This is a genomic window from Acinetobacter sp. AHP123, from assembly GCF_023757925.1.
Lineage (GTDB): Bacteria > Pseudomonadota > Gammaproteobacteria > Pseudomonadales > Moraxellaceae > Acinetobacter > Acinetobacter oleivorans.
Genome location: NZ_CP092454.1, coordinates 3592490 through 3617674, shown reverse-complemented (window position 1 = coordinate 3617674; position 25185 = coordinate 3592490). Strand labels below are relative to the sequence as shown.

The window sequence follows — 25185 nt, the reverse complement described above, 5'->3', positions numbered from 1 at the left end:
AAGGGAATACACCATGACGACCAACAATACACAAATTCAGGCTGTGGTTTTTGACTGGGCTGGTACAACTGTAGATTTTGGCTCACGCGCACCAATTTTAGCTTTTATGGCTTTATTTAAAGACAATAAAGTTGAAATTACGGTTGAAGAAGCTCGAGAGCCAATGGGTTTAGAAAAACGTGACCATATTGCTGCCGTTTTAAAAATGCCGCGTGTCGCAGCTGCATGGCAGGAAGTATATGGGCAAGCTGCAACTGAAGCAGATATTGATCGTTTATATGAAGATTTTATTCCTTATCAATTAAATTCTATTCCAACATGTTCTGCTTTAATTCCGGGCGCATTGGAAACGTTTGAAAATATTAAAAAGCGTGGTGCAAAAATTGGTAGTAATACTGGTTATGCAACCATGATGATTGGTCGTTTGGTTAAAGATGCTGCCAATCAGGGCTATCATCCAGACTGTATCGTTACTGCCAGCGACGTGAAATATGGTCGTCCATATCCTGAAATGTTATGGAAAAATCTAATTCAACTCGATGTTTCTGACATTAAAACTGTTGTAAAAGTGGATGATACCGTGGTGGGTATCGATGAAGGTTTAAATGCAGGGTGCTGGACAGTAGGACTTGCGATTAGTGGCAATGAAGTCGGTTTAAGCTATGAAGAGTGGAGTGCATTATCGGCCGATGAACAGATTGTTCTAAAAGATAAGGCATACCAAAAAATGAATACGTCGGGCGCACATTATGTGATTGATAGTGTGGCTGACTTGCCAAATGTATTAGATGATATTGAACGCCGTTTAGGGCAAGGGGAACGACCTTAAACCAAGTCTAGGCCAATATATTTTTAAGCTTAGCTCCCTTGGGAGCTAAGCTTACCTAAAAAATTAAAATGAAGAGTAGATAAACTCTACATATATGGAAATAAGGATTAACTTTAAAGAGTAGATTCCTTATTTCTTGCTAACGATCCAAAACATGTGTTTAGTTCGTTAGGACCATCAACCATATAGGCCTATGACCTATGTGATAGATCTTTTTATGACTTTTGAGGGTCATATAATTTTTCTTTAATGAATAGAGCTGGTATCACACCACAAATCAGATAAGCTGCACCCATTACGACAAAACCTAAACCAATAGACCCGCCAGAGGCTAAGAAACCGATCGTTGCAGGGGCTAATGCAGCGCCTAAACGTCCAACGTTATAAGCACCACCAATGGCTGTACCGCGAATGGCAGTTGCAAAGCTTTCGGTCATATAGGTTGCATTTACGCCATAAGGTATGCCGTATAGGAAACCAAAGGTGACCAATAAATATAGAATGTTGCTTGGTGAGTTATAAAACACGATCAGAGGTAGGAAAATAGCAGTGCCTATCGCACCAAAGGCATAGGTAAAACGACGCCCTAATTTATCTGCCATCATGCCCGCAAGAACTTTACCTAAAATCATGGCGGTATATGTACCTACCATATAGGCAGTCATTTCTTTAAACTTCATACCGAGTTCACTTTCAAGGTATGACGGCATCCAGTTATTTACGCCATAGTAACCAAACTGTAAAAAGCCTGCGGTTAAAGCCCACAAGATAAACATATTTCGGTTTCGTTTATCTTGGAAAATAAGTTTAAATGCTGAAGTTTTCGATGCGTTTTGAGCCAAAACAGGTTGTTGTAGTCGAGACTTTTGCCATGCTTCTGGTTCTGGTACAAGAATATGCATGAGCACAGCAATAATGACGGGAATAATCGCAACATAAAACAGCATGCGCCAACCATGATCAGGAATAATCCAACCTGCAAGCAAAGTCGCAACAATATATCCTACGGTCCAGCCAGCTTGTAAGGTTCCAAGTACTGTGGTGCGGAAACGTGTTGGTACATATTCAGCCATGAGGGTATTACAGGCAATATAAAGAGAACCCAAACCCAGTGATGCAAAAAATCTTAAAATACCAAATTGAAGAAAGCTCTGAGTAAAACCTAAGCCACAGGTGAGGAGTGAGAAAATTAAAATAGAAATAACAACAATGCGTACACGACCAAATTTATCGCACGCCCATCCCCCAAAAATTCCACCAACAGCCATACCTGCTAGTGTAAAACTGCCAAGCATACCTGCTTGTACTGAACTTAATCCAAAATCTGCCTTAATACTATTTAAGCTATAAGACAGCAGCATCAAATCTGCACCATCTACCAATAGTGCTAGAAATGCAAAAATAAATGCTATTTTCCACGTATGAGGTTGTATACGAGAAAGACCTTCTTTGTAATTTGTAGCCATAATCCATTACCTACATTTGATTGAAAGCACTTCAAGTCGTTTTGAAGTGCTTAAAATTTGATTAAGACGCAGCGCGAATCATGTTTCGGGCAATAATCATTTGTTGAATTTGAGTCGTGCCTTCATAAAGGCGGAACAAACGGACATCTCGATAAAAACGTTCGATGGCATATTCACTGATGTAACCTGCACCGCCATGGATCTGTACGCAGCGATCAGCAACGCGGCCACACATTTCGGTTGCAAACATTTTTGCGCAGGAAGCTTCAGTGCTAACGTTTTTTCCTGCATCACGTAGGCGGGCAGCGTCTAAGACCATGCATTTAGCGGCATAAATTTCGGCTTTTGAGTCGGCAAGCATGGCTTGAATGAGTTGAAATTCCGCAATCGCTTGTCCAAATTGCTTACGTTCGATGGCGTAATTTAAAGAATCATCTAGCATTCGGGTTGCTGCTCCGACACTCAAAGCTGCAATATGCAAACGGCCTTTATCGAGTACTTTCATAGCAGTTTTAAAACCAACACCTTCAACACCACCAATCAGTGCGGAAGCAGGGATGCGACAATTTTCAAAAATGACGTCACAGGTATGTGCACCTTTTTGCCCCATCTTTTTATCGCGTTTGCCAAGAAAAATCCCCGGAGTTTGGCTATCGACAATAAAAGCAGAAATGCCACCAGCACCTTTAATATCAAAGTTTGTACGAGCCATGACTGTGAATACACCAGCGTGAGGAGCATTGGTAATAAAGCGTTTAGTACCATTTAAAATGTAAAAGTCACCGTCTTTTACTGCGCTGGTTTTTAAAGAGGCAGCGTCAGAACCCGCATCTGGTTCGGTTAAGCAAAAAGAACTAATCACTTCACCACGTGCTAAACGAGGCAAGAAAAATGTTTTTTGTGCCTCAGTACCATCAATAATCAGGCCACTTGAGCCAATACCATTATTGGTTCCAATGAGAGAGCGAAAAGCAGGAGAGGTGCGACCCAATTCGAAAGCCACATATACCTCTTCTTCCATTGTCAGTCCAAGACCTTCGTACTCTTCAGGAATGGTTAAACCAAATAAGCCGAGAGCTTTCATTTGCTCAACAATATCTTGAGGAATTTCATCCGTTTCAGCGACTTCATTCTCATGAGGAATTAATACACCTTCAACAAATTGTCGAATCATATCAACAAGTTGATCTAAGGTTTCCTGATCTCGAATCATAGTCTCATCCTTTTACTACATGCAAAAAACATCAAGGTGATGTTCGTAAAATCATCAATATTTGAAGCGATAGTAATCAAAGGATGAACGCAAAACAATATATTTTGAAAATTAATTTCGCAATGCGGTACTTTATTGTTGATTTATGTTTGGCTAATTTATTGATTTATTTAAGCTATATTTTCTTATAAAAAATCATTATTTTTAGTGGAAAATTATAGTTTGATTTTTCAAAAGAGCTGTGTATATTAAAAATATATATCGCTATGCGAAATTTTAAATGGATAAGTTTTCCTATAGGAAATAAGTCACAAAATATAGTGGGATGAAGATGGGTGCTTTAAATGGAATTCGGGTACTTGACTTAAGTCGGGTATTGGCTGGGCCTTGGTGCGGGCAGATTCTTGCCGATTTAGGCGCAGAAGTAATCAAAATTGAAAGACCGAAAGTTGGTGACGATACCCGTTCTTGGGGACCACCTTGGATGAAAGATAACTCAGGCCAAGACACTCAAGAAGCTGCTTATTATCAGTCAACCAACCGCAATAAACTATCTGTTGCTATCGACATTGCGAGTTCTGATGGCCAAGAATTGATTAAAGCCCTCATTCAAGACACTGATGTCGTGATCGAAAACTACAAAGCGGGGTCTTTGAAAAAATACGGTTTGGACTATGAGTCTTTATCTGCCATTAACCCTAAACTGGTGTATTGCTCAATTACAGGTTTTGGTCAAAATGGCCCAAGAGCTGAAGAGCCTGGTTATGACTTTATTATTCAGGGCATGGGCGGGCTTATGTCAGTCACGGGTGAGCGTGATGATTTGCCGGGTGGAGGCCCTCAAAAAGTAGGGGTCGCATTTTCTGATTTAGCTACAGGACTTTATTCTACGATTGCCATACAGGCTGCTTTACTCAACCGCCATGTGACAGGTTTGGGTCAATACATTGATATGGCTTTGCTTGATGTTCAAATTGCCACAATGGCAAATCAGGGAATGAATTATCTTTCATCAGGAAATATCCCTAAACGTTATGGCAATGCACATGCCAATATTGTGCCTTATCAAGTGTTCAAAGCATCTGATCGTGATTTTATTATCGCGTGTGGAAATGACACTCAGTTTATACAACTCTGTCGAAGTATAGGTTTACCCGATTTACCAAATGATGCTCGCTTTGCCCGAAATGCAGACCGAATTAAGCATCGCGATGAAATTATCGGAATTTTACAAACTCACTTTTTAACAAAAACAGCAGATGAATGGGTAGATTCTATCTATGCGGCTAAAGTTCCGGTCGGTGTGATTAATAACTTGGAACAAGCTTTTCAAGAACCGCAAGTCATTGCCCGAGAAATGTTAGTCGAGATGAACCATCCTCAACGTGAAAAATTGAAGGTAATTGGGTCGCCAATCAAACTTTCTAGAACACCTGTTGAGTATAAAACAGCTCCTCCATTGTTGGGTGAACATACGCAGGTGGTTTTAGGTCGAGTAGTTTCTCCTGAAAAACTAGCTGAGCTTAAAGAAAAGGGCGTAATTGGGTAATTGATTTAAAAGCGGAAGGTTAAAATTATATTTAAAATCAGAAAATAAAATATTTAATCTTTCGCTTTAATGAGTTAAATAAAGTTATCTTTTAGATGCAGACTCGGATGTTTGCTCTTTTGCTATTTATAGAAAAAATAGATTATAATTTTCGCAGTGCGAAACAAAATATGGATTGTATGACAATGAACGATGCAGTTGATGCAGAACCGACAGAAAAATTATTAGCGCCTTTAAGGCATGAATTATTACATCCGATTGAAGACATGCAGGATGAAAATGATCGCCAATTTATTACTGCATTAGCACGTGGTTTAGAGCTATTACGTTGTTTTACGCCGAAGCATCAGCATTTGGGCAACCAAGAACTTGCTCAAATGACAGGTTTGCCAAAACCAACCATTACTCGCCTTACACATACCTTGTCGCGTTTGGGTTATATCAAACAAGTGCCTAACTCAAGCAAATTCCAGCTGTCAGTAGGTGTTCTTGCATTTGGTTATTCGATGCTGTCTAACGTATCGATTCGTTCTATTGCTCATCCATATATGAAAAATTTGGCAGACTATGCTGGCGCTGCTGTTGCCATGGCAACACGCGATCGACTCAATATGATTTATCTTGATGTGGTACAAGGCAAAGGCAATATGACCATGCGTCGTCAAGTTGGAACTTATTTACCGATTCATTTAAGTTCGATGGGACGTGCATGTTTAGCTGCAATGCCTGAAGACGAAAGAGAATTTTTACTTGATGCTATCCGTAGTAAGCACAAAGAAGACTGGATCAAAATTAATCGTGATCTAGACAAAGCGTTTAAAGACTACCAAGATTTTGGATACTGTTTTTCAATCGGAGAATGGCATAAAGATGTAAATTCGGTTGCAGTTCCACTGATTCATGAACAACATGGTTTATTGGTGTTCAACTGTGGTGGCCCAAGCTTTATTATGAACCGTGAAAAGCTTGAAGAAGATATTGCACCGCGTCTTTTACACATGGTAAATAATATTCGTACCGAGATTAGCTAAACGTATTTGATTCATTTATAAGAGCCAGCATTGTTTTTCAAGGCTGGCTTTTTAGTGGGCGAATTTTAGGTTGTTTGGCTGTGAAAGTTCGGTTTTCTTTTTTCTTTGAAAGCATTTAATGCTTCTTTAAACTCGGAACCCTGTAAACAGTGTGAAAAAATAGTCGACTCATGATCAATACGATTGAGTAGATCATCGATTGGCATATCTCTTAGCAACTTTTTACTCAGTTGTAAGGCTTGGCTTGGTTTCTGGGCTAATTTGATTGCCACATCCTCAATCACTTGATCCAGTTCAGTTGCCTCAAATATTTCATTTACCAGACCATAATTCTTTGCTTGATCTGCCGAAAACTTTTCACCCAGTAAAATAATTTCCGAAGCGCGAGCAAAACCTAAGAGCCTTGGCAAGATGTAGCTGGAGCCAGCTTCAGGTACAAGTCCCAAATTCACAAAGGGAAACTGAAAAATAGAGCCTTGGCTTGCATACACAAGGTCACAATGTAGAAGCATAGTGCTGCCAATACCAATTGCCACACCATTTACTTTAGCAATAATCGGTTTTGGAAACGTTGCTAAGCTTTTTAAGAAAACAATCGAAGCGGGTGGTTGGGAACTTGATGTGTCGCGTGTTTCGAATGCGTTTACATCATTACCACTGGTAAATGCAGATCCTTCACCAGTAAGCACAACCACATGAACATCTTGATTTGTTGCAGCTTGATCTAATGTCCGACTTAGGGACGTATACATTTCATAGTTAATCGCATTCTTTTTAGTTGGATTACTCATGGTGAGCGTTAGTATATTTCTATCAAAATATTCATGAATTGTGCCTGTTTTAAGCTCGTTTTGAGTTTTTTTGTCCTGCTGCATGATTCATTCCTTTAAATAACTTCTGTCTAAAAATTAAACTCATTAAAATAATGCTATCGAAAAATAATTCCGTTATCAATTATTTTGTTTTATATTGTGGTATAGAATTTTGTATTGTGAAATTTTAACATTAAATCAATTAAATGATTACAGAATTTATGCGTAAATAAGCATCTAGCTCTGCTAAGGAAATGAGAAGCTAGTTATAGAACGGTGAGTGGAAATAATATGAAGACCAAAATTACAGAATTATTTGAAATCGAGCATCCAATTATTCAAGGTGGTATGCATTATGTTGGTTTTGCAGAGCTTGCTGCTGCGGTTTCTAACGCGGGTGGGTTAGGCATTATCACTGGCCTGACTCAGCGTACACCTGAAAATCTGGCAAAAGAAATTGCACGTTGCCGAGAAATGACCGACAAGCCTTTTGGGGTAAATTTAACCTTTTTGCCTACGGTAAATACCCCTGATTATCCGGGTTTTGTTGAAGCAATCATTAAAGGTGGGGTAAAGGTTGTAGAAACAGCGGGGCGTAATCCTGAACAAGTCATGCCGTATTTAAAGGCTGCTGGTATTAAAGTAATTCACAAATGTACTTCGGTTCGACATAGCTTAAAAGCGCAACAAATTGGATGTGATGCGGTTTCTGTAGATGGTTTTGAGTGTGGTGGGCACCCAGGTGAAGATGACGTGCCAAATATGATTTTATTGCCTTTAGCAGCCGATGCATTAGAAATTCCGTTTGTTGCTTCAGGTGGAATGGCAGACGGACGCTCACTCGCTGCTGCATTAGCGATGGGAGCCGATGGAATTAACATGGGAACGCGTTTTATTGCGACTCAGGAAGCTCCCGTACATGCAAATGTGAAACAGGCGATTTTGAATGCAACCGAACGAGACACGCGTTTAATTATGCGTGCTTTGCGAAATACTGAACGTGTCATGAATAATGCTGCTGTAGAAAAAATCGTGGCAAAAGAAAAAGCACTTGGCGATAACATTAAATTTGAAGATATTATTGAAGAAGTTGCAGGGGTTTATCCAAAAGTCATGATTGATGGGGACGTTAATGCTGGCGCATGGTCATGTGGTTTAGTGGCAAGTTTGATTCATGATATTCCGACATGCGATGAACTGGTTAGCCGAATTGTTCAAGATGCAGAAGACATTATTCGTGGTCGATTATTAGGGCTTTTATAGGACTTAATCTAGCTCCTCTAATTAACTATTAGCATACTTTATATAAGATCAGCACAAGTTTTAATTGTGCTGATCTTTTGCATCACTCACACAATAATAAAGACATAAAGCAGCAAAAATTAAGCCTAAAATGCAGACACCTGCCCATCCGAAGTGTTTCCAAGCGTAGCTTCCTGCCGTTGTGCCTAAAGCGCCGCCAGCAAAGTAACCCGTCATATAAATCGCGTTAAAACGTGAGCGTAGTTCTTGATTAAGTTTAAATACAATACTTTGGTTGGTGACATGCACAGCAGAAAGAGAAGCGTAGAGAATAAGTAAAGCAATAATGTAAAAAGTGAAATGGTAGGGTAAAAGTGAAAAAAGTATCCAACTTAAAATAAGCCCAATGCCGCAAAAAATTGAAATTTTATGGATATAGCCTTGGTCAATAAATTTGCCTGAAAAATTGGCAACGAAAGTTCCTAACACGCCAACAAAACCGAAAAGGCCAATGGTAAAGTCACTAAAAAAATAGGGCGCTGGAGCCAGAAGCAAAGACATGGTGGTAAAGGTTAAGCTTACACAAGCAAATGTAAAACCACCAATATAAGTTCTGGTTCTTAACCGTCGATTTTGAATAAAAATCTGTGGAAGAGAGCGAATAGTTTTTACATAATTTTCAGATTTAGTCGGTGGAAATAACCCAATATTACGATGCAAAATAATGGCAATGATGAGTAACAGAAAACCACTAACCAGATAAATAATATTCCATGCAAAAAGCGTAGACATCAGCCCTGAAAGAGAGCGGGCGAGTAAAACCCCCATCATCAGTCCACTCAGTAAAAAGCCAACAACACGGCCACTTTGTTGAATCGGAACCAGACTTGCAGCAAGGGGTAATAACAGTTGAGCTGAACTTGAAAATAGACCAGTAATGACGGTGCCAAGCAGTAAAAGATAGATGTTGTGCGAAAAACCGCTAATAATTAATCCACTTGAAGCCAATAACATAAAGATAAATAGTAGTTTGCGCTTTTCTATGATGTCTCCCAGCGGCATTAAGAAGAGTAAGCCACATGCGTAGGTGATTTGGGCTAGAGTCGGCACCCACGCTGTAGTTGTTTCAGTTAAATTTAGGCTTACACTAATTGAATGAATAAGTGGCTGACTAAAATAATTTCCGCCTGTACAAATGCCTGCTGCAATTGCCATTAAAATAATGGTTGGGGTATAGAGTGCGTTTTTCATCATGCCTATAGTCATAATGAAAGTGGAACTTTAATCAACACAACCATGACTGTTTTAAGTATGGTTATTAGTGCGTTTCATTCAATGCATCTTGAATATTGTGCACCATGTGGATTAAACGTGGTCCAATTTCACCTTCAAGTTTTTCTGGATTTAAATGAAAACTTGGCGCACCACAGTTAAAAACATAAAGACCATGTTTGGAGCTGACCAGAGGTACAGCCACCGAGTTCACTTCTTTATGCCACTCGCCTAAAGACAAACAATATCCATAATCTTGATAATCACGGAAAGCTCGTTCTAAAGAGCGTTTTATGGCTGGCCAGTTTTCGGGGTTCTTTTGTTTCAACGCATCAAGTAGAAAGTTGCGCTCACGTTCAGGAGTCGCAGCCAAGCATGCTCGTCCCATAGAACTGCTATGCAGTGGTAAAGTCGAACCAATTGGACGGCGCATATTTAATGCAGTTTCAATTTGCACAACATCGATATACACCATATTTAATCGGTCACGCGTTGCCATTGCCACAGGGGCCTGAACATACTGACTCAGCTCTTCCATATATTGATGAGCAATATTACGAATCGAGATGTTAGATAGTGCTGCGTATCCTAAAGATAAAACACCAATGTCTAATGTGTATTTGGTTGAGTTAGGCAATTGTTTTAAATAGCCTAATGACACAAGGGTATTGGTAATACGTGCAATGGTCGGTTTAGGTAAACCTGTCATTTTTGCTAATTCTTGGTTACCTAGCACCTGATTATTTGCAGAAAAGCATCTTAAAAGTTCTAAACCGCGCGCTAAAGAAGCAATAAATTGCGGGTTATTTTCCCGATGTATATGCGAAATAGGATCTAAACGTATCTCATCAAAATTTATTGGTTTTTCAGTTTCCGTGTTTTGAGACATTCGATCCTCAAATATAATTAAAGCAAAATAGTTTTGCCATTATATTTCGCTATGCAAAATAAATCCATTCATCACTGCGCTGTTGTGATGAATGGATATCTGAATCAATGGTTATGAAACGTTTTCAATCACCATCGCAAGACCTTGACCTACACCAATACAGAGACTCACCACGGCATATTTCCTCTTACGGCGAATTAACTCGCGAGCTACTGTTAAGCTAAGACGAGCGCCAGAGGCACCAAGTGGATGACCAACGGCAATTGCACCACCGTTCGGGTTCACACGCGGGTCATTAAAATCAACATTTAAGCCTTTTAAACAAGATAAAACTTGTGAAGCAAAGGCTTCATTAATTTCAATAATATCCATGTCATCTAAAGTAAGCCCCGCACGCGCAACTGCTTTTTTAATGGCTTCAATAGGGCCTGCACCCATAATGCGTGGTTCAATACCAGCCGCCGCAGCTGACAAGATTTTTGCCATTGGTTTTAGGCCATATTTTTGACCTGCTGCTTCTGAACCAATCAAGAGGGCTGCTGCACCATCATTAATACCTGAGGCATTACCAGCAGTGACCACGCCACCTTCAAAGAGTGGTTTTAACTTTGTGAGTGCTTCAACAGTTGAGCTTGGGCGAGGGTGTTCATCTTCTGAAACGAGTTTGGGCGGTAATTTTTTGCCTTGGAAAACTTCAATTGGAGTAATTTCATCAGCAAAGAAACCTTCTTCTTTGGCTTTTTGATATTTGGCTTGTGATTGAGCTGCAAATAAGTCTGATTGCTCACGACTAATACCAAAATCGGCTGCAACGTTATCACCTGTTTCAGGCATTGAATGGCCGCCGTACTGAGCAATAATTTTTTTATTTGGAAAACGAGAGCCAATGGTGGTGTCATAAATTTTTGCATCGCGGCTATAAGCACTTTCGGCTTTGCCCATTACAAAGGGAGCACGTGACATACTTTCTACACCACCTGCGATATAGAGTTCGCCTTCACCACAAGTAATAGCACGTGCTGAGTCAATCACAGCACTTAACCCACTAGCACATAAGCGGTTTACTGTTTGGCCTGGCACAGTGACTGGTAATCCCGCAAGTAATAGAGCATTCCTCGCCACATTACGACTGTCTTCACCGGCTTGGTTGGTGTCGCCTAAAATCACATCTTCAATATCCGCGCCCGGAACACCAGTTTTTTCTAGTAGTTTTTGGATGACAGTTGCGGCTAAATCATCAGGGCGAATTGAGGCAAGTTCACCTGCATGACGGCCAAATGGGCTACGTAAACCATCATAGATATATGCATTTAACATTGAGAAATTCCTTTTCAAGACTCGTGAGTAAAAGTAAGAGGTAAATGAAGTGCGACACGACGCTGTAACCACGGGCTAGGGCGGTAACGTGGGTCATGCGTAAGTGCTGTTATACGGTTCAGAATGAGTAAGATTTTTTCGCTACCGACTTGATCGCCCCATTCAATTGGTCCAAATGGATAGCCTAAGCCCAGACGTACTGCGGCATTAATATCATCTACAGTGGCAACATTTTGCTGCGCAATATCACAGCCTAAATTAATGACCATTGCTAAAACACGCTGCGCAACAAAGCCAATACTTTCATTAATCATACTCACCAGATTTCCATCTAGATTGAAAATAGAGTGAGCCGCCTGACGGTATTCAGATTTGGTAATGAGTGATGGCATTAAGGTTCGATGCTTTGCAATGCCATAAAGCATGTCTATAGCAACAGCTTGCGCAGGATTAACCCCAAGGCGAGTAGCCGCTTGAGTTGTATCTTCACCATAACAAGCGAGTAAACATAAGCTATCTGTTTGTGGTTCAGGATGAGTGTCTAAGGCAATATTTTGCTGAGTTAAATAATCTTCAAGCAGTTTTTTATCATCTAAGAAATCTGCCGCAATCCAAACTTTTGGATATTGTACTAAACGCTCTACAAACTTGGCAGGTTGTTCACCTGTTTTTGAACCGGTTTCATAATTATAAAAACCTTGATTGACCTTACGTCCAAGTTGTTTGGCATCAAGCATTTGCTTGGTTAGCGGGTTTGGCTTGTAACGGGCTTCTTCATAGTACTGGTGATAAATCGACTCCATGACTGGATGAGAAACATCAAGGCCAGTTAAATCGAGTAATTCAAAAGGACCCATTCTAAAACCAACGCCGTCACGTAAAATTCGGTCAATTTCACTAATGTTACAAACGTTTTCATTTAAAATTTTGAGCGCTTCGGTTCCATAAGCCCGACCCGCATGATTAATAATAAATCCAGGGGTGTCCTTCGCTACAACAGGGCGATGACCAAATGCGCGAGACAGATCATTTAAGGCATCAATAATAAGTGGGTCAGTTTTTAAACCACGAATGACTTCGACCACTTTCATGAGTGGAACGGGATTAAAGAAGTGATAACCCACAACGCGTTCAGGTTTTTTGCAGTTTGCAGCAATGGCTGTAATAGACAGAGAAGAGGTGTTTGAGGCTAAAATAGTATTATCTGAAACAACGTCTTCAAGCTGCTGCATCAAGCTTTGTTTGATATCGAGACGTTCAACAATTGCTTCTACAATCAGGTCGCAATTTTTTAAATCTTCAATTTGATGAGCAACAATTAAATGGCTATTTGCCAGAGCTGCTTGCTCAGACGTAATCTTATTTTTGTCGACTAACTTTTGAAATGTGGCAGCCAGTTTTTCTTTGGCCTGTTCTGCTGCACCTGCTTTGGCATCATATAAATAAGTGGTATGACCTGACTGCGCAGCAATTTGAGCAATGCCACTGCCCATAATACCGACACCAATCACAGCCATGCTTTTAATATCATAAGTCATGTCGATCATCCTGATGATTAATCTATATTTGAAATTAAACTGAAAAATAGGGTTTGATGATTTAGCTTAAGCATTGTTTATCACCATCAATCGGTAAGATTTGACCTGAAATTGAGCGACCACTGTCTGACGCTAAAAACAGGCATAAATCTGCAATATGCTTTGGATTGACAAAATATTTGAGCGACTGATTTTTCAGTGCGTTTTGAGTCACTTCTTCCAGTGATGTATGGGCTACATCGGCACGGGCCTGTAATACGCGCTGAACCCGATCACCATCGACTGCACCCGGAAGAATAGCGTTAACCCGAATGTTATCTGCACCGAGTTCCATAGAAAGCGTTTTGGTAAAACCGATCAGTCCCCATTTTGAGGTGGAATAGGCCAGTCGATATGGATAGCCTAAGCGGCCGGCAATAGATGACATATTAATGATCACGCCTGTTTCCGCTTGCTTTAAATAGGGAATTGCTAACTGGGTAATTAAAAAAGTGCTATTCAGGTTTAAATTAATGACCGTATTCCAATCTTCAAAACTTAGCTCATCTGCTGCAATGGTCGGGCCTGAAATGCCTGTGTTATTGACTAAAATATCAATACCGCCAAGTTTCGAAATTGCTTGGCTAAACATCAGTTTAATTTGTTCATGGTCAGACAAATCACAGGTATATATGTGCAGCTTTGGATAATCTTGTTGAAATTGTTCTAGGCTTTTAGCATTAATATCGCAAACAAAAACTTCATCATGATTGTTTAAAAATGCTTCAGCAATGCATCGTCCAATCCCTGAACCACCTGCACTAATTAATACTTTTCTGGTCATATTCATTCCTTTGTTATTATGGTTTTGAGTTATTTACCTTGATAAGACGGTTTACGTTTTTCAATAAAAGCTTGAACGCCTTCATTTTTATCTTCAGTCGAAAACAGTAACTGGAATGCTTTTCGTTCTAGAGTTAAACCTGCATTTAATGGAACATCTTCGCTCATCAATGCAACTTCTTTAATTTGTTGCAGAGCAATAGGAGGCATTTTTGCAAGGCTTTGCGCCATTTGAACGGCCGTTGGAATAGTTTGGTCATCTTCTGTGACTTGTGAAACAAGACCGATGGTATAAGCTTCTTCGGCTTTCACCATGGCACCCGTCATAATCATGCGCATGGCATGAAATTTACCCACAGCACGGAATAAGCGTTGTGTACCGCCAGCACCCGGCATTAAACCGACTTTAATTTCCGGTTGACCAAAGGTTGCGCCTTTACCTGCAATAATAATGTCAGCATGCATTGCAAGTTCACAGCCACCACCCAATGCATAACCATTTACTGCAGCAATCACAGGTTTAGGGCACTGAGCAATCGCGTTCCAATAACGTTCCGTATGACGCAATAACATTTCTGTGGAAGTTGCAGTTGCCATTTCTTTTAAATCTGCACCTGCGGCAAAGACTTCTTCACCACCTGTGAGCACAACTGCATTGATCTCATCGTTAAAACTTAATTCGGTAAAAGCTTGCGCTAGTTGTTTGCGAACCTCTGTATTCAGTGCATTTTTTGCTTCAGGTCGGTTAATTTTAACAACCGCTATTTTTTGAATAGAAAAGTCGACTTCTACGAAATTATTCCCTATTGATACACTCATTTTTGAATTCCTTGTTTCGCACATCAAAACTATATTCCTTTTATGATGCTTATTTTGGAATTTATTTCAAGTCTTATTTAGTCCATTAGAGCAATTATGATTTATTAAATAAGCTAAGTGATTGATATTACGTAATGGTAATTTTTTAAATTTCGTTTAACGAAATTAATTTTCAAAAAAGCTTGAAATTTGTATTTTCGTTCTCGTACTATGAAACACATCCGCAGTAAACAAGATTTAAAACATGGTATCCAGACAAGCTGGAGATGGCTGATGGGTACGATGGAAATACATAAAAAAGGGAGATCACAGATGATCCGTGATGAAGGGATGTTGGAGCAGTTACTTTCAACAATTCGAGATTTTGTAAAAAATGAATTGATCCCTCGTGAAAACGAAGTGGTAGAGAAAGACAAAATTCCAGATGACATTGTGCAGCAAATGCGTGAGCTTGGTTTATTTGGCCTCACAATTCCAGAAGAATATGGCGGCCTAGGCATCACCATGGAAGAAGAGGTCAGAGTTGCATTTGAACTTGGGCAAACTTCACCAGCTTTCCGTTCTTTAATTGGCACTAATAATGGTATTGGCTCAAGTGCAATTTTGATTGATGGCACAGAAGAGCAAAAGCAAAAATATTTACCGCGTTATGCAAGTGGCGAAATTATTGGTTCATTTTGTTTAACCGAGCCTGAATCTGGTTCTGATGCTGCCTCTTTAAAAACCAGTGCAGTAAAAGATGGTGATTTTTATGTGTTAAACGGTACCAAACGTTTTATTACCAATGCGCCCCATGCTGCAACTTTCACTGTAATGGCTCGAACCAATCCTGAAATTAAAGGGTCTGGTGGCATTTCAGCTTTTTTAGTTGAGGCCAATACACCGGGTATTACGTTAGGCAAAATTGACCAAAAAATGGGGCAAAAGGGTTCGCACACCTGTGATGTGATTTTTGAAAATTGCCGTGTGCCTGCTTCTGCATTGATTGGTGGCGTAGAAGGTGTCGGTTTTAAAACGGCCATGAAAGTGCTTGATAAAGGGCGTTTGCACATTGGTGCCTATAGCGTGGGTGTTGCCGAACGCATGTTAAACGACGCATTGCACTATGCGATTGAGCGTAAACAGTTTGGTCAGCGTATTGCAAACTTCCAGTTGATTCAAGCCATGCTTGCTGACTCAAAGGCCGAGATTTATGCAGCTAAATGTATGGTTTTAGATGCAGCTCGCCGCCGTGATAATGGCGAAAACATTAGTACAGAAGCGTCTTGCGCAAAAATGTTTGCAACTGAAATGTGCGGACGCGTTGCTGACCGCTGTGTACAGATTCACGGTGGAGCGGGTTATATCAGTGAATATGCCATTGAGCGCTTTTATCGCGATGTGCGTTTGTTCCGTTTATATGAAGGAACCACGCAAGTTCAACAAATTATTATTGCCAAAAACATGATTAGGGAAGCTACTACCTAATAAAAAACAAATGCCATGAGGCATTGGATGCCTCATGTTCCTTCTGAGGATATGGACATGACAACAGAAACAGTTGCACAAAATACGGCTAGCAGTGAAGCTATCCAGACACCAAAAAAGATTTGGATTACCGCATTTATATTCGCTTTTTTAACATTGTTGTGTGATGGGGCAGACTTAGGTTTTTTGGCATTAAGCCTGACCAGTCTTAAAACAGAATTTCATTTAACGGGTGTACAAGCCGGAACATTAGGCAGTTTAACACTTTTAGGTTCAGCAATTGGTGGCTTGATTGGTGGTTGGGCTTGTGACCGTTTTGGGCGGGTCCGCATTATCGTGTTCTTTATTGCTTATTCTTCAGTTTTAACCAGCGCACTGGGTTTTACTGATTCTTATATGCAATTTGCAATTTTAAGAACTTTTGGAGCGATGGGTTTAGGTGCGCTCTATATTGCTTGTAATATTTTAATGTCAGAAATGGTGCCAACCAAACATCGCTCGACTGTTTTGGCTACTCTCATGACGGGTTATACCTTAGGTTCCTTGCTAGCGACCTTATTGGCTGGACATATTATTCCTGAACATGGCTGGCGTTTCCTATACTGGATTGCAATTACGCCTGTGGTATTGTCAATTTTAATGCACTTTTGTGTACCTGAACCTGAGTCTTGGAAAAAAGCGCGTCAATTAAAAGCGCTAGAAGTCGCTCAAAGTAGCCAGCCTAAAAAACGTCAAAACCCATATCTTGAAATTTTAAGAGATAAGAAACATGGCACCATGTTTGTTCTTTGGATTATTAGTACAGGTGCATTGCAGTTTGGTTATTATGGCGTAAGTAACTGGTTACCAGCTTATTTAGAGTCTGATCTTGGCATCAAATTTAAAGAAATGGCCATGTATATGGTCGGTACTTTCCTGATTATGATGTTTGCCAAAGTAATTGCAGGGATCGTTGCCGACAAATTAGGGCGCCGCGCTGTATTCGCTTTCGGAACCATTGGTACAGCTTTATTTATTCCGGTCATTGTCTATTTAAATACACCAACCAACATTTTATGGATGATGCTGTTCTTCGGTTTCCTTTACGGTATTCCATACGCAATTAATGCTACCTATATGACAGAAAGTTTCCCGACTTCAATTCGAGGTTCGGCAGTGGGTGGTGCGTATAACATTGGCAAAGTACTTTCTATTTTCTCTCCATTAACAATTGGTTTTCTATCGCAGAACGGTTCTATTGGCTTAGGGCTTTTGGTGATGGCTGCGGCTTATTTTATCTGCGGGGTAATTCCATTGTTATTTATTAAAGACCGACTATTTAACCCGCAAAAGGCAGAGTGACAGATCAATCTGTCACCTTAAATTAAGGATGAAAAGGGACAAGTGAGATGATAAATAAAATCACCAGTGACATTGAACCAATTTTAAAAGCTATTCCTGATGGAGCAACCATCATGACAGGCGGGTTCGGTGTGACGGGCCAACCTGCTGAATTAATTGAAGCCTTAATCGATTTAGGAAAAAAAGAACTGACCATTGTAAATAACAATGCGGCTTCGGGTGATCGTGGTTTAACAAATCTGATTATTGCCGGTTGCGTTAAAAAAATGATTTGTTCATTTCCAAAATCTGCTGGATCAACCGTTTTTCAAGACTTATATCGAGCTGGAAAAATTGAGTTGGAACTGGTTCCGCAAGGTAATTTGGCATGTCGTATTCAGGCAGCAGGTGCGGGTCTAGGCGCTATTTTTACGCCAACTGGTTATGGCACCAAAGTTGCCGAGGGCAAAGAAACCCGCACCATTAACGGTAAAAATTATGTACTTGAATATCCACTTGAGGCTGATTTTGCACTGATTTATGCCGATAAAGCTGACCGCTGGGGTAATTTAACTTACCGCAAAGCAGCCCGTAATTTTGGGCCAATCATGGCAAAAGCTGCTAAAACCACGATTGTTCAAGTGAATGACACCGTAGAGCTAGGAACGCTTGATCCAGAGTGCATTATTACACCGGGAATTTTTGTTCAGCACGTTGTAAAAGTAGGAGATATCTAATGTCAGTTCAAAAGCGTTCTCGTGAAGATATTGCCAAGCTTATTGCCAATGACATTCCTGAAGGTTCTTATGTCAATTTAGGGATTGGCTTGCCGACCAACGTTGCTAAATTTTTGCCCAAAGACAAAGAAATCTTTCTACATTCAGAAAATGGTGTCTTGGCTTTTGGGCCACCACCACAACCTGGTGAGGAAGATCAAGATTTGGTTAATGCTGGAAAAGAACTTGTCACTTTATTAGATGGTGGATGCTTTATGCATCATGGTGACTCGTTTGACATTATGCGTGGCGGTCATCTGGACATTTGTGTAATTGGTGCATTCCAAGTTGCGGTAAATGGGGACTTGGCAAATTGGCATACTGGTAAAGCAGATGATGTACCAGCAGTCGGCGGTGCTATGGATTTGGCGGTCGGCGCAAAAACGATTTATGTCTATATGGAACATGTCACTAAAAAAGGTGAGTCCAAAATTGTAAAAGAACTGAGCTATCCAATGACGGGTGAGCAGTGTGTTAATCGTATTTATACCGATTTATGCATTATTGAACTCAAAGACCAAAAAGCTTATGTCACAGAAATGGTGGAAGGTCTTAGTTTTGATGAATTACAAGCGGTCACTGACTGTGAACTAATCGATGCACGTGTAGCCTAAATACACACGGAAAAACGCTTCTTTAAGGATTAAAAGATGAAAAAATTAATTTTAGCTGCAGCTTGCGCTGCGGCTTCAGGGACTATTTTTGCAAATTCTTCAGATACCACAGAACAAAGAATCAATTTGCTAGAAACCGAGCTGCAAAAATTAAAAGCAGAACTTGCTGCTCAGAAACAAACTCAAAATAATTTACAGGTCAAACAGGTAAAGATCGAAGAGAACATTGAAAAAACTAAAGCGACTGTAACAGAAAAGCCTGTTGCTCCTTCGTGGGTCACTTGGACAGATAATGTGAAGGTTTACGGTATTGCTCGTATTGATGCGGCGGTTGATTTCAAATCATCACCAGACTCGGGCGGTAGAACGACCAGCAGCTTGTACCGAACACCTTTTGAAAGTGAAAAACGTTCAAACCATGCACGCTCCGATGCCATGATTAATGCAAGCCGATTAGGTGTTTATTTTAATAGCCCTAATAAAGCTGTTACAGGGAATATCGAAGCCGATTTCTTTGATAGCTCTAACATGGGAACTGGCGATGGTAAATTCCGTATCCGTCATGCTTTTTTCACTTATAAAGACTGGACCTTTGGTCAAACATGGTCACTCATGTCTAACATGGAAACCCGTACCGAAGCTGTCGATTACACGCAATTTGTGGGAACCTCGTATACGCGTACTCCTCAAATTCGCTATGACTGGAAAATTGATGCCAATAATGATTTAAAAGTAGCCTTGGAATATACAGGTTCGAGAGTCTCGGCATTGCCATCTTTAACGGGGCGCTATACCTTTAAACAAGGGCCTTTAACTGCTCTTGCGCAAGGTTTTATCAATGAAAAATCCACAGATGTCGCAACTGCCACGGTGAAGAAAGTAAGCTGGGGCGCTGGAGGCGGCTTAAAATATCAACTCACCCCTCAGCAGTCGGTACAAGCAAATTATCAATATATTGTTGGTGATCAAAAATTTATGCCGTATACCACGCAAAGTGGTTTGGCAAATTCAACAAGTTTAAATGCTGCGGGTGATTTCTCTTTAAACGAAGATAAAACAGATTTGGTTATGAATAAGTTGAATAGCATCAATATTGGTTATTCATATAAATTCAATGAGCAATGGCGTGCAAACTTATCGGCTTCAATGTTTGATTATGATGACGACACGGCTTATGCCAAACTCAACCCAGATGCCAACAAACGCTTAACGGACTACGCAGCTAACGTTTTCTATTCACCGATTGAGCAAATGGATATTGGTATGGAATATCATCAAGGCAAACGAGAAGTATTTGATGGCAGAACCGCTGATGTATCACGCGTAAACTTTGTATCGATGTATAAATTTTAAAATAGGGCGTAGTTAAAAATGGAAAAAATAGTTGAGCCCAATGCAGAAAATATACTGTCAAAAAGCTTTATTTTTATCATGGCAATGACATGTGGAATTTGTGCGGGTTCAAACTATTATAACCAGCCCTTAATCTATTCAATTGCAGAAGCATTAAAAGTTAATGCTGATCAAGTCGCTTTAACCATTGTCATTAGCCAACTGTCATATGCAGTTGGCCTTTTTATATTAGTTCCCCTAGGCGACTTTTTTGAAAAGCGCAGTTATATTTGCTTGCTCATGTGTTGTACGGGGCTTGCACAAGTAGGGTTATCCTTAAGTCAAACCTTGCCAGCTTTATATGGCTTTACCTTTTTAGCCACATTCTTTTCGATTGCAACTCAAGTTTTAGTTCCTTTCGCCGCAGGTCTAGCTAGTCCGAAAAAAAGCCCTCAAGTTGTAGGCACTCTCATGAGCGGTTTGTTCTTAGGAATATTGTTGGCGCGTTCTATTGCAGGCTTGCTTTCTACAGTTTGGTCTTGGCATGCGGTTTATTTAATTAGTGGAATCGTCATTTTGGTGTTTGCATGGGTAATGTGGGTGAAGTTACCAGTTGCGCGCAAATCCCACCAACTCAATATTCTACAGATTTATGGTTCATTATTTTCATTAGCAGCTCATCAGCCTCATTTACTGCGCCGTGGTTTGGCGGGGGGAATTGGCTTTGGTATTTTGGCTCTGATTTTTACTACCATGACTTTTATTTTGGCGAATGAGCCTTATCACTTTAACGATTTCCAGATTGGTTTATTTGGGATTGTTGGACTGGCAGGTGTGTTTGCGACCCCTTGGGCAGGTAAGAAAATTGCGGCAGGGCTTGAGAATAAAATTGCAGTGATTTGCATGGGCCTATTAATAAGTGCATGGATACCACTATTTTTTGCGCAGCAGTCTCTGGTGGCCTACGCTGTAGGGGTTGTTATGGCGTACTTTGGTTTATCGGCATTTCATGTGCTTAACCAAAATCTGGTCTACCGAATTTCGGCCGAGGCGCGTTCGCGTATTAACTCGATTTATATGACCTTATATTTTGGAGGAGCCGCCTTGGGTTCTTTTATTGCGGTGTATGCATGGAAACACTGGGGATGGGAAGCATGTGCTGCTTTAGGTTTAGCGATGGCAATATTAAGTTTTATGATTGATCGCTTAGATTTTTATGAAATGGGCAAGATTGCAAAACAAGAAAAAGCTCCCTAAACAGGAGCTTCAATATTTTATTATTTGCGAATAATCATTAAGGTTGCCGAGGCAAAGGCATATATTTTGCCGTTCTCATCTACGATTTTTCCTTCGGTACTAATAATATTACGGCCCGCATTAATCAACTCGGCTGTCGCATAGTAAGATGTATCAACCTGCATGGGGCGGATCATTTTTACATTTAAATCAATGGTTCCATAGCCGACGCCATGTTCGAGCAATGTATGAGCTGCACTGCCAGTAGCTGTATCTAAAGCTGTGGCGCAAAAGCCGCCGTGTACACCACCTTGTATATTTCTGTGTTCTTTGCGAGGGGTAACTTTATAAGTTGCTTTACCTTCGGATACTTCAACGAGTTCCATTGGTATGGTGTGAGCCATAGGTGATGGAGAAACTTCACCATTTTTTAAAGCGGTTAAAAACTCAAGACCTGTGTATTTCGGGCTTTCCATAAATCGTCCTTGGATAATTAAGCAATCTAATCACCATACTATAAATTGAATTTTTACGAAATAAAATTTTGCAATACAAAATTTAAAGTTATTCTAATTAAGCAATGCTAATTACTTTTTATTCTATATTTACATTTTAAAACAAATGTTTATGTTTTATATCTATTCCTGAGTTACGATAATTTTATTAAATTAGTGAAAATATATTTTGCTATAAGAAATTTTTTGATATTTTGGTGAGATTGAAACAATAAAAGTCCATTTTAGGGAAAAACAATATCTGCCCATCACACAGGCAGAGAGGTGAAAGGAAAAAACTATGCCTTTATATAAAGCTCCATTACGCGATATGCAATTTGTGTTGCATGAAATGCTTCAAACAGAACAGAACTATCAAGGTTTAAGCAAATATCAGGAAAGCGTAAATCGAGAATTAATTGATCAATACTTAGAGGCAGCAGCAGATTTTTGTGAAAATGAATTGGCGCCTATTAACCAAAATGGCGATCAGGAAGGCTGTCATTTAAATCAAGGCGTAGTCACAACGCCGAAAGGTTTTAAAGAAGCCTACCAAAAATATGCCGAGCTTGGGTTTACCTCTTTAACTGCTGACCCAGAATATGGTGGGCAAGGCTTACCGACCTTATTGCGGATTGCGGTTTCTGAAATGTTATGTGGTTCTAATTGGGCGTGGGCAATGTATCCGGGCTTGTCTCATGGTGCAATGAGAACCATTGAGCATCATGGCACCGAGCAACAAAAACAGAAGTTTTTGGCTAAGCTCATTAGTGGTGTCTGGACCGGAACCATGTGTTTAACCGAATCACATGCGGGTTCGGACCTTGGGTTAATTAGAACGAAAGCAGAACCCAAACCGGACGGTAGTTACTCAATTACGGGTGAAAAGATTTTTATCTCGGCAGGTGAACACGATCTTTCTGAAAATATTATTCATATTGTTTTAGCCCGTCTGCCTCAGGCACCCGCAGGGACTAAAGGTATTTCTTTATTTATTGTTCCAAAATTTAATGTGAGTGACGACGGTCAGGTACTGGACCGTAATAAAGTCGTTTGTAGTGCGATTGAACATAAAATGGGGATTCATGGTAATGCCACCTGTGTACTGAATTTTGATGGCGCGAAAGGTTACTTAATTGGACCTGAAAATCGCGGGCTCAATTGTATGTTTACCTTCATGAATACCGCACGTATTGGAACGGCAGTACAAGGACTCGCTGCTTCTGAAATTTCATTTCAAGGCGCATTAAGTTATGCCAAAGAGCGTCTTGCTATGCGATCGTTATCAGGTCCTCAATATCCTGAGAAAAATGCCGACCCAATTATTGTGCATCCCGCTGTACGCTCAATGTTATTGACGCAAAAAGCTTTTTCCGAAGGTGGTCGTGCACTGGCTTACTTTCTAGCTCAGCATGTCGATATTGTCGAAAGTTCAAACGATCAGGAACAGCAAAAACACTCTGATGAGTTACTGGCTTTTTTAACACCAATTGCTAAAGCTTTTTTAACAGAATCAGGCAATGAATCTGCAAAGCATGGTGTTCAAGTATTTGGCGGTCATGGCTTTATTGTTGAGCATGGTATGGAGCAAATTGTACGTGATGCGCGTATCTCAACATTGTATGAGGGAACAACCGAAATCCAGTCTTTAGATCTACTTGCACGTAAAGTCCTTAAGTCAGAAGGCAAACTTCTAAAAAATATGGCCGATCTAATGGATCAATTTATTAATCAACAGCAATCTAGTGAAACCCTGAAACCTTATCTAGAAAAATTAGCTGAGCTCAAGCAACAATGGTTGTCACTGACCAAAACGATTGCAGCGAAAGCCAAGCACAATCCTGAAGAAATAGGGGCAGCTTCGGTGGATTATCTTTATTTTTCCAGTTACGTCGTGTTCGCTTATTTGTGGGCTCGAATGGCACAAGTTGCCTATGAAAAATTAGAATTGGGTACACAAGAGCAAGCTTTTTATAAAGCAAAATTAACGACAGCTAAGTTTTTCTATCAAAAACTTTTGCATCGTACACAGAGCCATGCTGCTTCTATTGAGTCTGGCGCTGAATCAATCATGGAACTCGATCAAGATGCTTTTGCATTTTAATGAATGGCAATATCTAGAATCACTGGGTGAAATTGACATGCGAAATTTTACCTAGTGATTAAATTTGTAATTTTAGACTCATCAGTTTTTGGTAGGAAAAACCAGTTGAGCCAAAAAAATAGAGAGTTAACATAAGCATTAAAACGTGAATTTTCATCAAATATAGATGTTGGACAAGGACTACGGAAAGAAAATCATGAATGCTTATTATCAATTACTGAATAGAACAATTGGTCCTCAAGGCGAAGTTATTGCTCATTATTGCTCAACTGTTCATGCACAAGGGGCATGGAACCCTCATGAACAGCACATGGCGCCTGCAAGTGGTGTCATCGCAGCAGAGCTAGAGCAATTTTCACCACGACAAGATATGCGAATTGGTCGAATTAGTTTTGATATCTTTGGATTGATTGCATTTGGTGAATTTACGATTAAGACACATGTGATTCGTGCCGGTAAAACCATTGAACTGATTGAAGCCGAAATGCAAGCACAAGGTAAAACCTGTATTGTGGCTAGAGCATGGCGCATGTGTACTCAAGATAGTTCCGATATTGCTGGGCTTGAAGATCGGCCAGTTCATCACCCAGATACCTTTACTGAATGGACAGGTATGAAAAGATGGCCGGGTGGCTTTATTCAAACGCTAGTCACTAAAACGGATGATCAGCATCGCGCAGGCAAAGGCATTGTTTGGCTCAATAATGATAAAGAAATGGTTGAAGGGCAGTCGACGACAGATTTTGCCCATTTGATTGGCATGATAGATACCGCAAATGGAATTGTGCCTAGACAAGAAGGCGAATTTACTTGGGGTTTTCCAAATCTTGATTTACAAATCCACATGCACCGTTATCCGAAAGGTAAATGGTTAGGTCTGGAAACCGTTCAGCAATATGGCTCAGATGGTATTGGTTTAACCAGTGCGGTTTTACATGATGTGTATGGTCCATTTGGGCGAAGCGAACAGATTTTAACTTTACGTAAAATGGCTAAGTAAATTTTTGAGCCAATAAAAAAGTCATCCCTAAGGATGACTTTTT

The 25185-nt window shown here is 40.2% G+C and carries 22 protein-coding genes; 12 read left to right on the top strand and 10 right to left on the bottom strand.

All coding sequences use genetic code 11. The features are described from left to right. The first annotated feature begins 13 nt into the window (after positions 1-13). On the top strand, positions 14-829 hold the full coding sequence (phnX, locus tag MJX77_RS17195) for a phosphonoacetaldehyde hydrolase (protein WP_252059820.1): 816 nt from the start codon (positions 14-16) through the stop codon (positions 827-829). Positions 830-1044: 215 nt separating this feature from the next. Here the strand turns inward: phnX and MJX77_RS17190 are convergent, their stop codons facing one another. Both MJX77_RS17190 and MJX77_RS17185 read right to left on the bottom strand, forming a co-directional pair. Continuing rightward, positions 1045-2295, bottom strand: a complete 1251-nt coding sequence (locus MJX77_RS17190; RefSeq protein WP_252059818.1) for an MFS transporter — start codon at positions 2293-2295, stop codon at positions 1045-1047. 61 nt (positions 2296-2356) lie between these two features. Beyond that, positions 2357-3508, bottom strand: a complete 1152-nt coding sequence (locus tag MJX77_RS17185; RefSeq protein WP_252059816.1) for an acyl-CoA dehydrogenase family protein — start codon at positions 3506-3508, stop codon at positions 2357-2359. Between the two features lie 331 nt (positions 3509-3839). On the opposite strand from MJX77_RS17185, the gene MJX77_RS17180 reads away from it, so the two are divergent. Then, positions 3840-5057 carry a CaiB/BaiF CoA transferase family protein gene (locus MJX77_RS17180; protein WP_252059815.1) on the top strand — a complete coding sequence of 406 codons (1218 nt, stop codon included), beginning with the start codon at positions 3840-3842 and terminating at the stop codon, positions 5055-5057. 185 nt (positions 5058-5242) lie between these two features. Further along, positions 5243-6088, top strand: coding sequence for an IclR family transcriptional regulator (locus MJX77_RS17175; protein ID WP_013198245.1), 846 nt, complete (start codon positions 5243-5245; stop codon positions 6086-6088). Positions 6089-6153: 65 nt separating this feature from the next. Here MJX77_RS17175 and MJX77_RS17170 read toward each other — a convergent pair whose 3' ends face one another. After that, a complete protein-coding gene (locus MJX77_RS17170) occupies positions 6154-6963 on the bottom strand; it encodes an enoyl-CoA hydratase (RefSeq protein ID WP_252059813.1) in 810 nt (269 codons plus the stop codon). 228 nt (positions 6964-7191) lie between these two features. On the opposite strand from MJX77_RS17170, the gene MJX77_RS17165 reads away from it, so the two are divergent. Next, positions 7192-8163, top strand: coding sequence for an NAD(P)H-dependent flavin oxidoreductase (locus tag MJX77_RS17165; protein WP_192836748.1), 972 nt, complete (start codon positions 7192-7194; stop codon positions 8161-8163). Positions 8164-8223: 60 nt separating this feature from the next. Here MJX77_RS17165 and MJX77_RS17160 read toward each other — a convergent pair whose 3' ends face one another. From MJX77_RS17160 to MJX77_RS17135, 6 genes are all read right to left on the bottom strand, one after another. After that, the gene (locus MJX77_RS17160; RefSeq protein ID WP_199944883.1) at positions 8224-9396 is read right to left on the bottom strand and encodes an MFS transporter; all 1173 of its coding nucleotides are present in this window, start codon (positions 9394-9396) and stop codon (positions 8224-8226) included. 64 nt (positions 9397-9460) lie between these two features. Beyond that, positions 9461-10303, bottom strand: a complete 843-nt coding sequence (locus tag MJX77_RS17155) for an IclR family transcriptional regulator (protein ID WP_009391028.1) — start codon at positions 10301-10303, stop codon at positions 9461-9463. A gap of 111 nt (positions 10304-10414) precedes the next feature. Next, positions 10415-11620, bottom strand: coding sequence for a 3-oxoadipyl-CoA thiolase (locus MJX77_RS17150; protein ID WP_252059811.1), 1206 nt, complete (start codon positions 11618-11620; stop codon positions 10415-10417). A 14-nt stretch (positions 11621-11634) separates the two neighbouring features. After that, positions 11635-13158: a 3-hydroxyacyl-CoA dehydrogenase gene (locus MJX77_RS17145; protein ID WP_252059810.1), complete on the bottom strand. Its 1524-nt coding sequence runs from the start codon at positions 13156-13158 to the stop codon at positions 11635-11637. Between the two features lie 61 nt (positions 13159-13219). Then, positions 13220-13981, bottom strand: a complete 762-nt coding sequence (locus MJX77_RS17140; RefSeq protein WP_252059808.1) for an SDR family oxidoreductase — start codon at positions 13979-13981, stop codon at positions 13220-13222. Between the two features lie 29 nt (positions 13982-14010). After that, positions 14011-14799 carry an enoyl-CoA hydratase gene (locus MJX77_RS17135; protein WP_252059807.1) on the bottom strand — a complete coding sequence of 263 codons (789 nt, stop codon included), beginning with the start codon at positions 14797-14799 and terminating at the stop codon, positions 14011-14013. 312 nt (positions 14800-15111) lie between these two features. Here MJX77_RS17135 and MJX77_RS17130 point away from each other — a divergent pair, with 312 nt between their 5' ends. The 6 genes from MJX77_RS17130 to MJX77_RS17105 are packed head-to-tail and all read left to right on the top strand — an operon-like array spanning position 15112 to position 21565. After that, positions 15112-16266 (top strand): acyl-CoA dehydrogenase family protein, encoded by a 1155-nt coding sequence (locus MJX77_RS17130; RefSeq protein ID WP_252059806.1) that lies wholly within the window; start codon positions 15112-15114, stop codon positions 16264-16266. Positions 16267-16323: 57 nt separating this feature from the next. Continuing rightward, positions 16324-17607, top strand: a complete 1284-nt coding sequence (locus MJX77_RS17125; protein ID WP_252059805.1) for an MFS transporter — start codon at positions 16324-16326, stop codon at positions 17605-17607. Positions 17608-17654: 47 nt separating this feature from the next. Further along, the gene (locus MJX77_RS17120; protein ID WP_000608703.1) at positions 17655-18323 is read left to right on the top strand and encodes a 3-oxoacid CoA-transferase subunit A; all 669 of its coding nucleotides are present in this window, start codon (positions 17655-17657) and stop codon (positions 18321-18323) included. Continuing rightward, complete coding sequence (locus MJX77_RS17115) at positions 18323-18976, top strand: 3-oxoacid CoA-transferase subunit B (RefSeq protein ID WP_016138550.1); 654 nt, start codon at positions 18323-18325, stop codon at positions 18974-18976. The genes MJX77_RS17120 and MJX77_RS17115 overlap by 1 nt, the downstream gene beginning before the upstream one ends. A gap of 36 nt (positions 18977-19012) precedes the next feature. After that, on the top strand, positions 19013-20329 hold the full coding sequence (gene dcaP, locus MJX77_RS17110; RefSeq protein WP_032030077.1) for an outer membrane trimeric porin-like protein DcaP: 1317 nt from the start codon (positions 19013-19015) through the stop codon (positions 20327-20329). A gap of 18 nt (positions 20330-20347) precedes the next feature. After that, positions 20348-21565 (top strand): MFS transporter, encoded by a 1218-nt coding sequence (locus MJX77_RS17105; RefSeq protein ID WP_199944886.1) that lies wholly within the window; start codon positions 20348-20350, stop codon positions 21563-21565. Positions 21566-21585: 20 nt separating this feature from the next. On the opposite strand, the gene MJX77_RS17100 is transcribed toward MJX77_RS17105, so the two are convergent. Continuing rightward, a complete protein-coding gene (locus tag MJX77_RS17100; RefSeq protein WP_174722647.1) occupies positions 21586-22035 on the bottom strand; it encodes a PaaI family thioesterase in 450 nt (149 codons plus the stop codon). Between the two features lie 304 nt (positions 22036-22339). Between MJX77_RS17100 and MJX77_RS17095 the strand changes: the two genes are divergently transcribed. Both MJX77_RS17095 and MJX77_RS17090 read left to right on the top strand, forming a co-directional pair. Beyond that, a complete protein-coding gene (locus MJX77_RS17095; protein ID WP_252059804.1) occupies positions 22340-24142 on the top strand; it encodes an acyl-CoA dehydrogenase C-terminal domain-containing protein in 1803 nt (600 codons plus the stop codon). A 196-nt stretch (positions 24143-24338) separates the two neighbouring features. After that, positions 24339-25142: a thioesterase family protein gene (locus MJX77_RS17090; RefSeq protein WP_252059803.1), complete on the top strand. Its 804-nt coding sequence runs from the start codon at positions 24339-24341 to the stop codon at positions 25140-25142. The last annotated feature ends 43 nt before the right edge of the window (positions 25143-25185 follow it).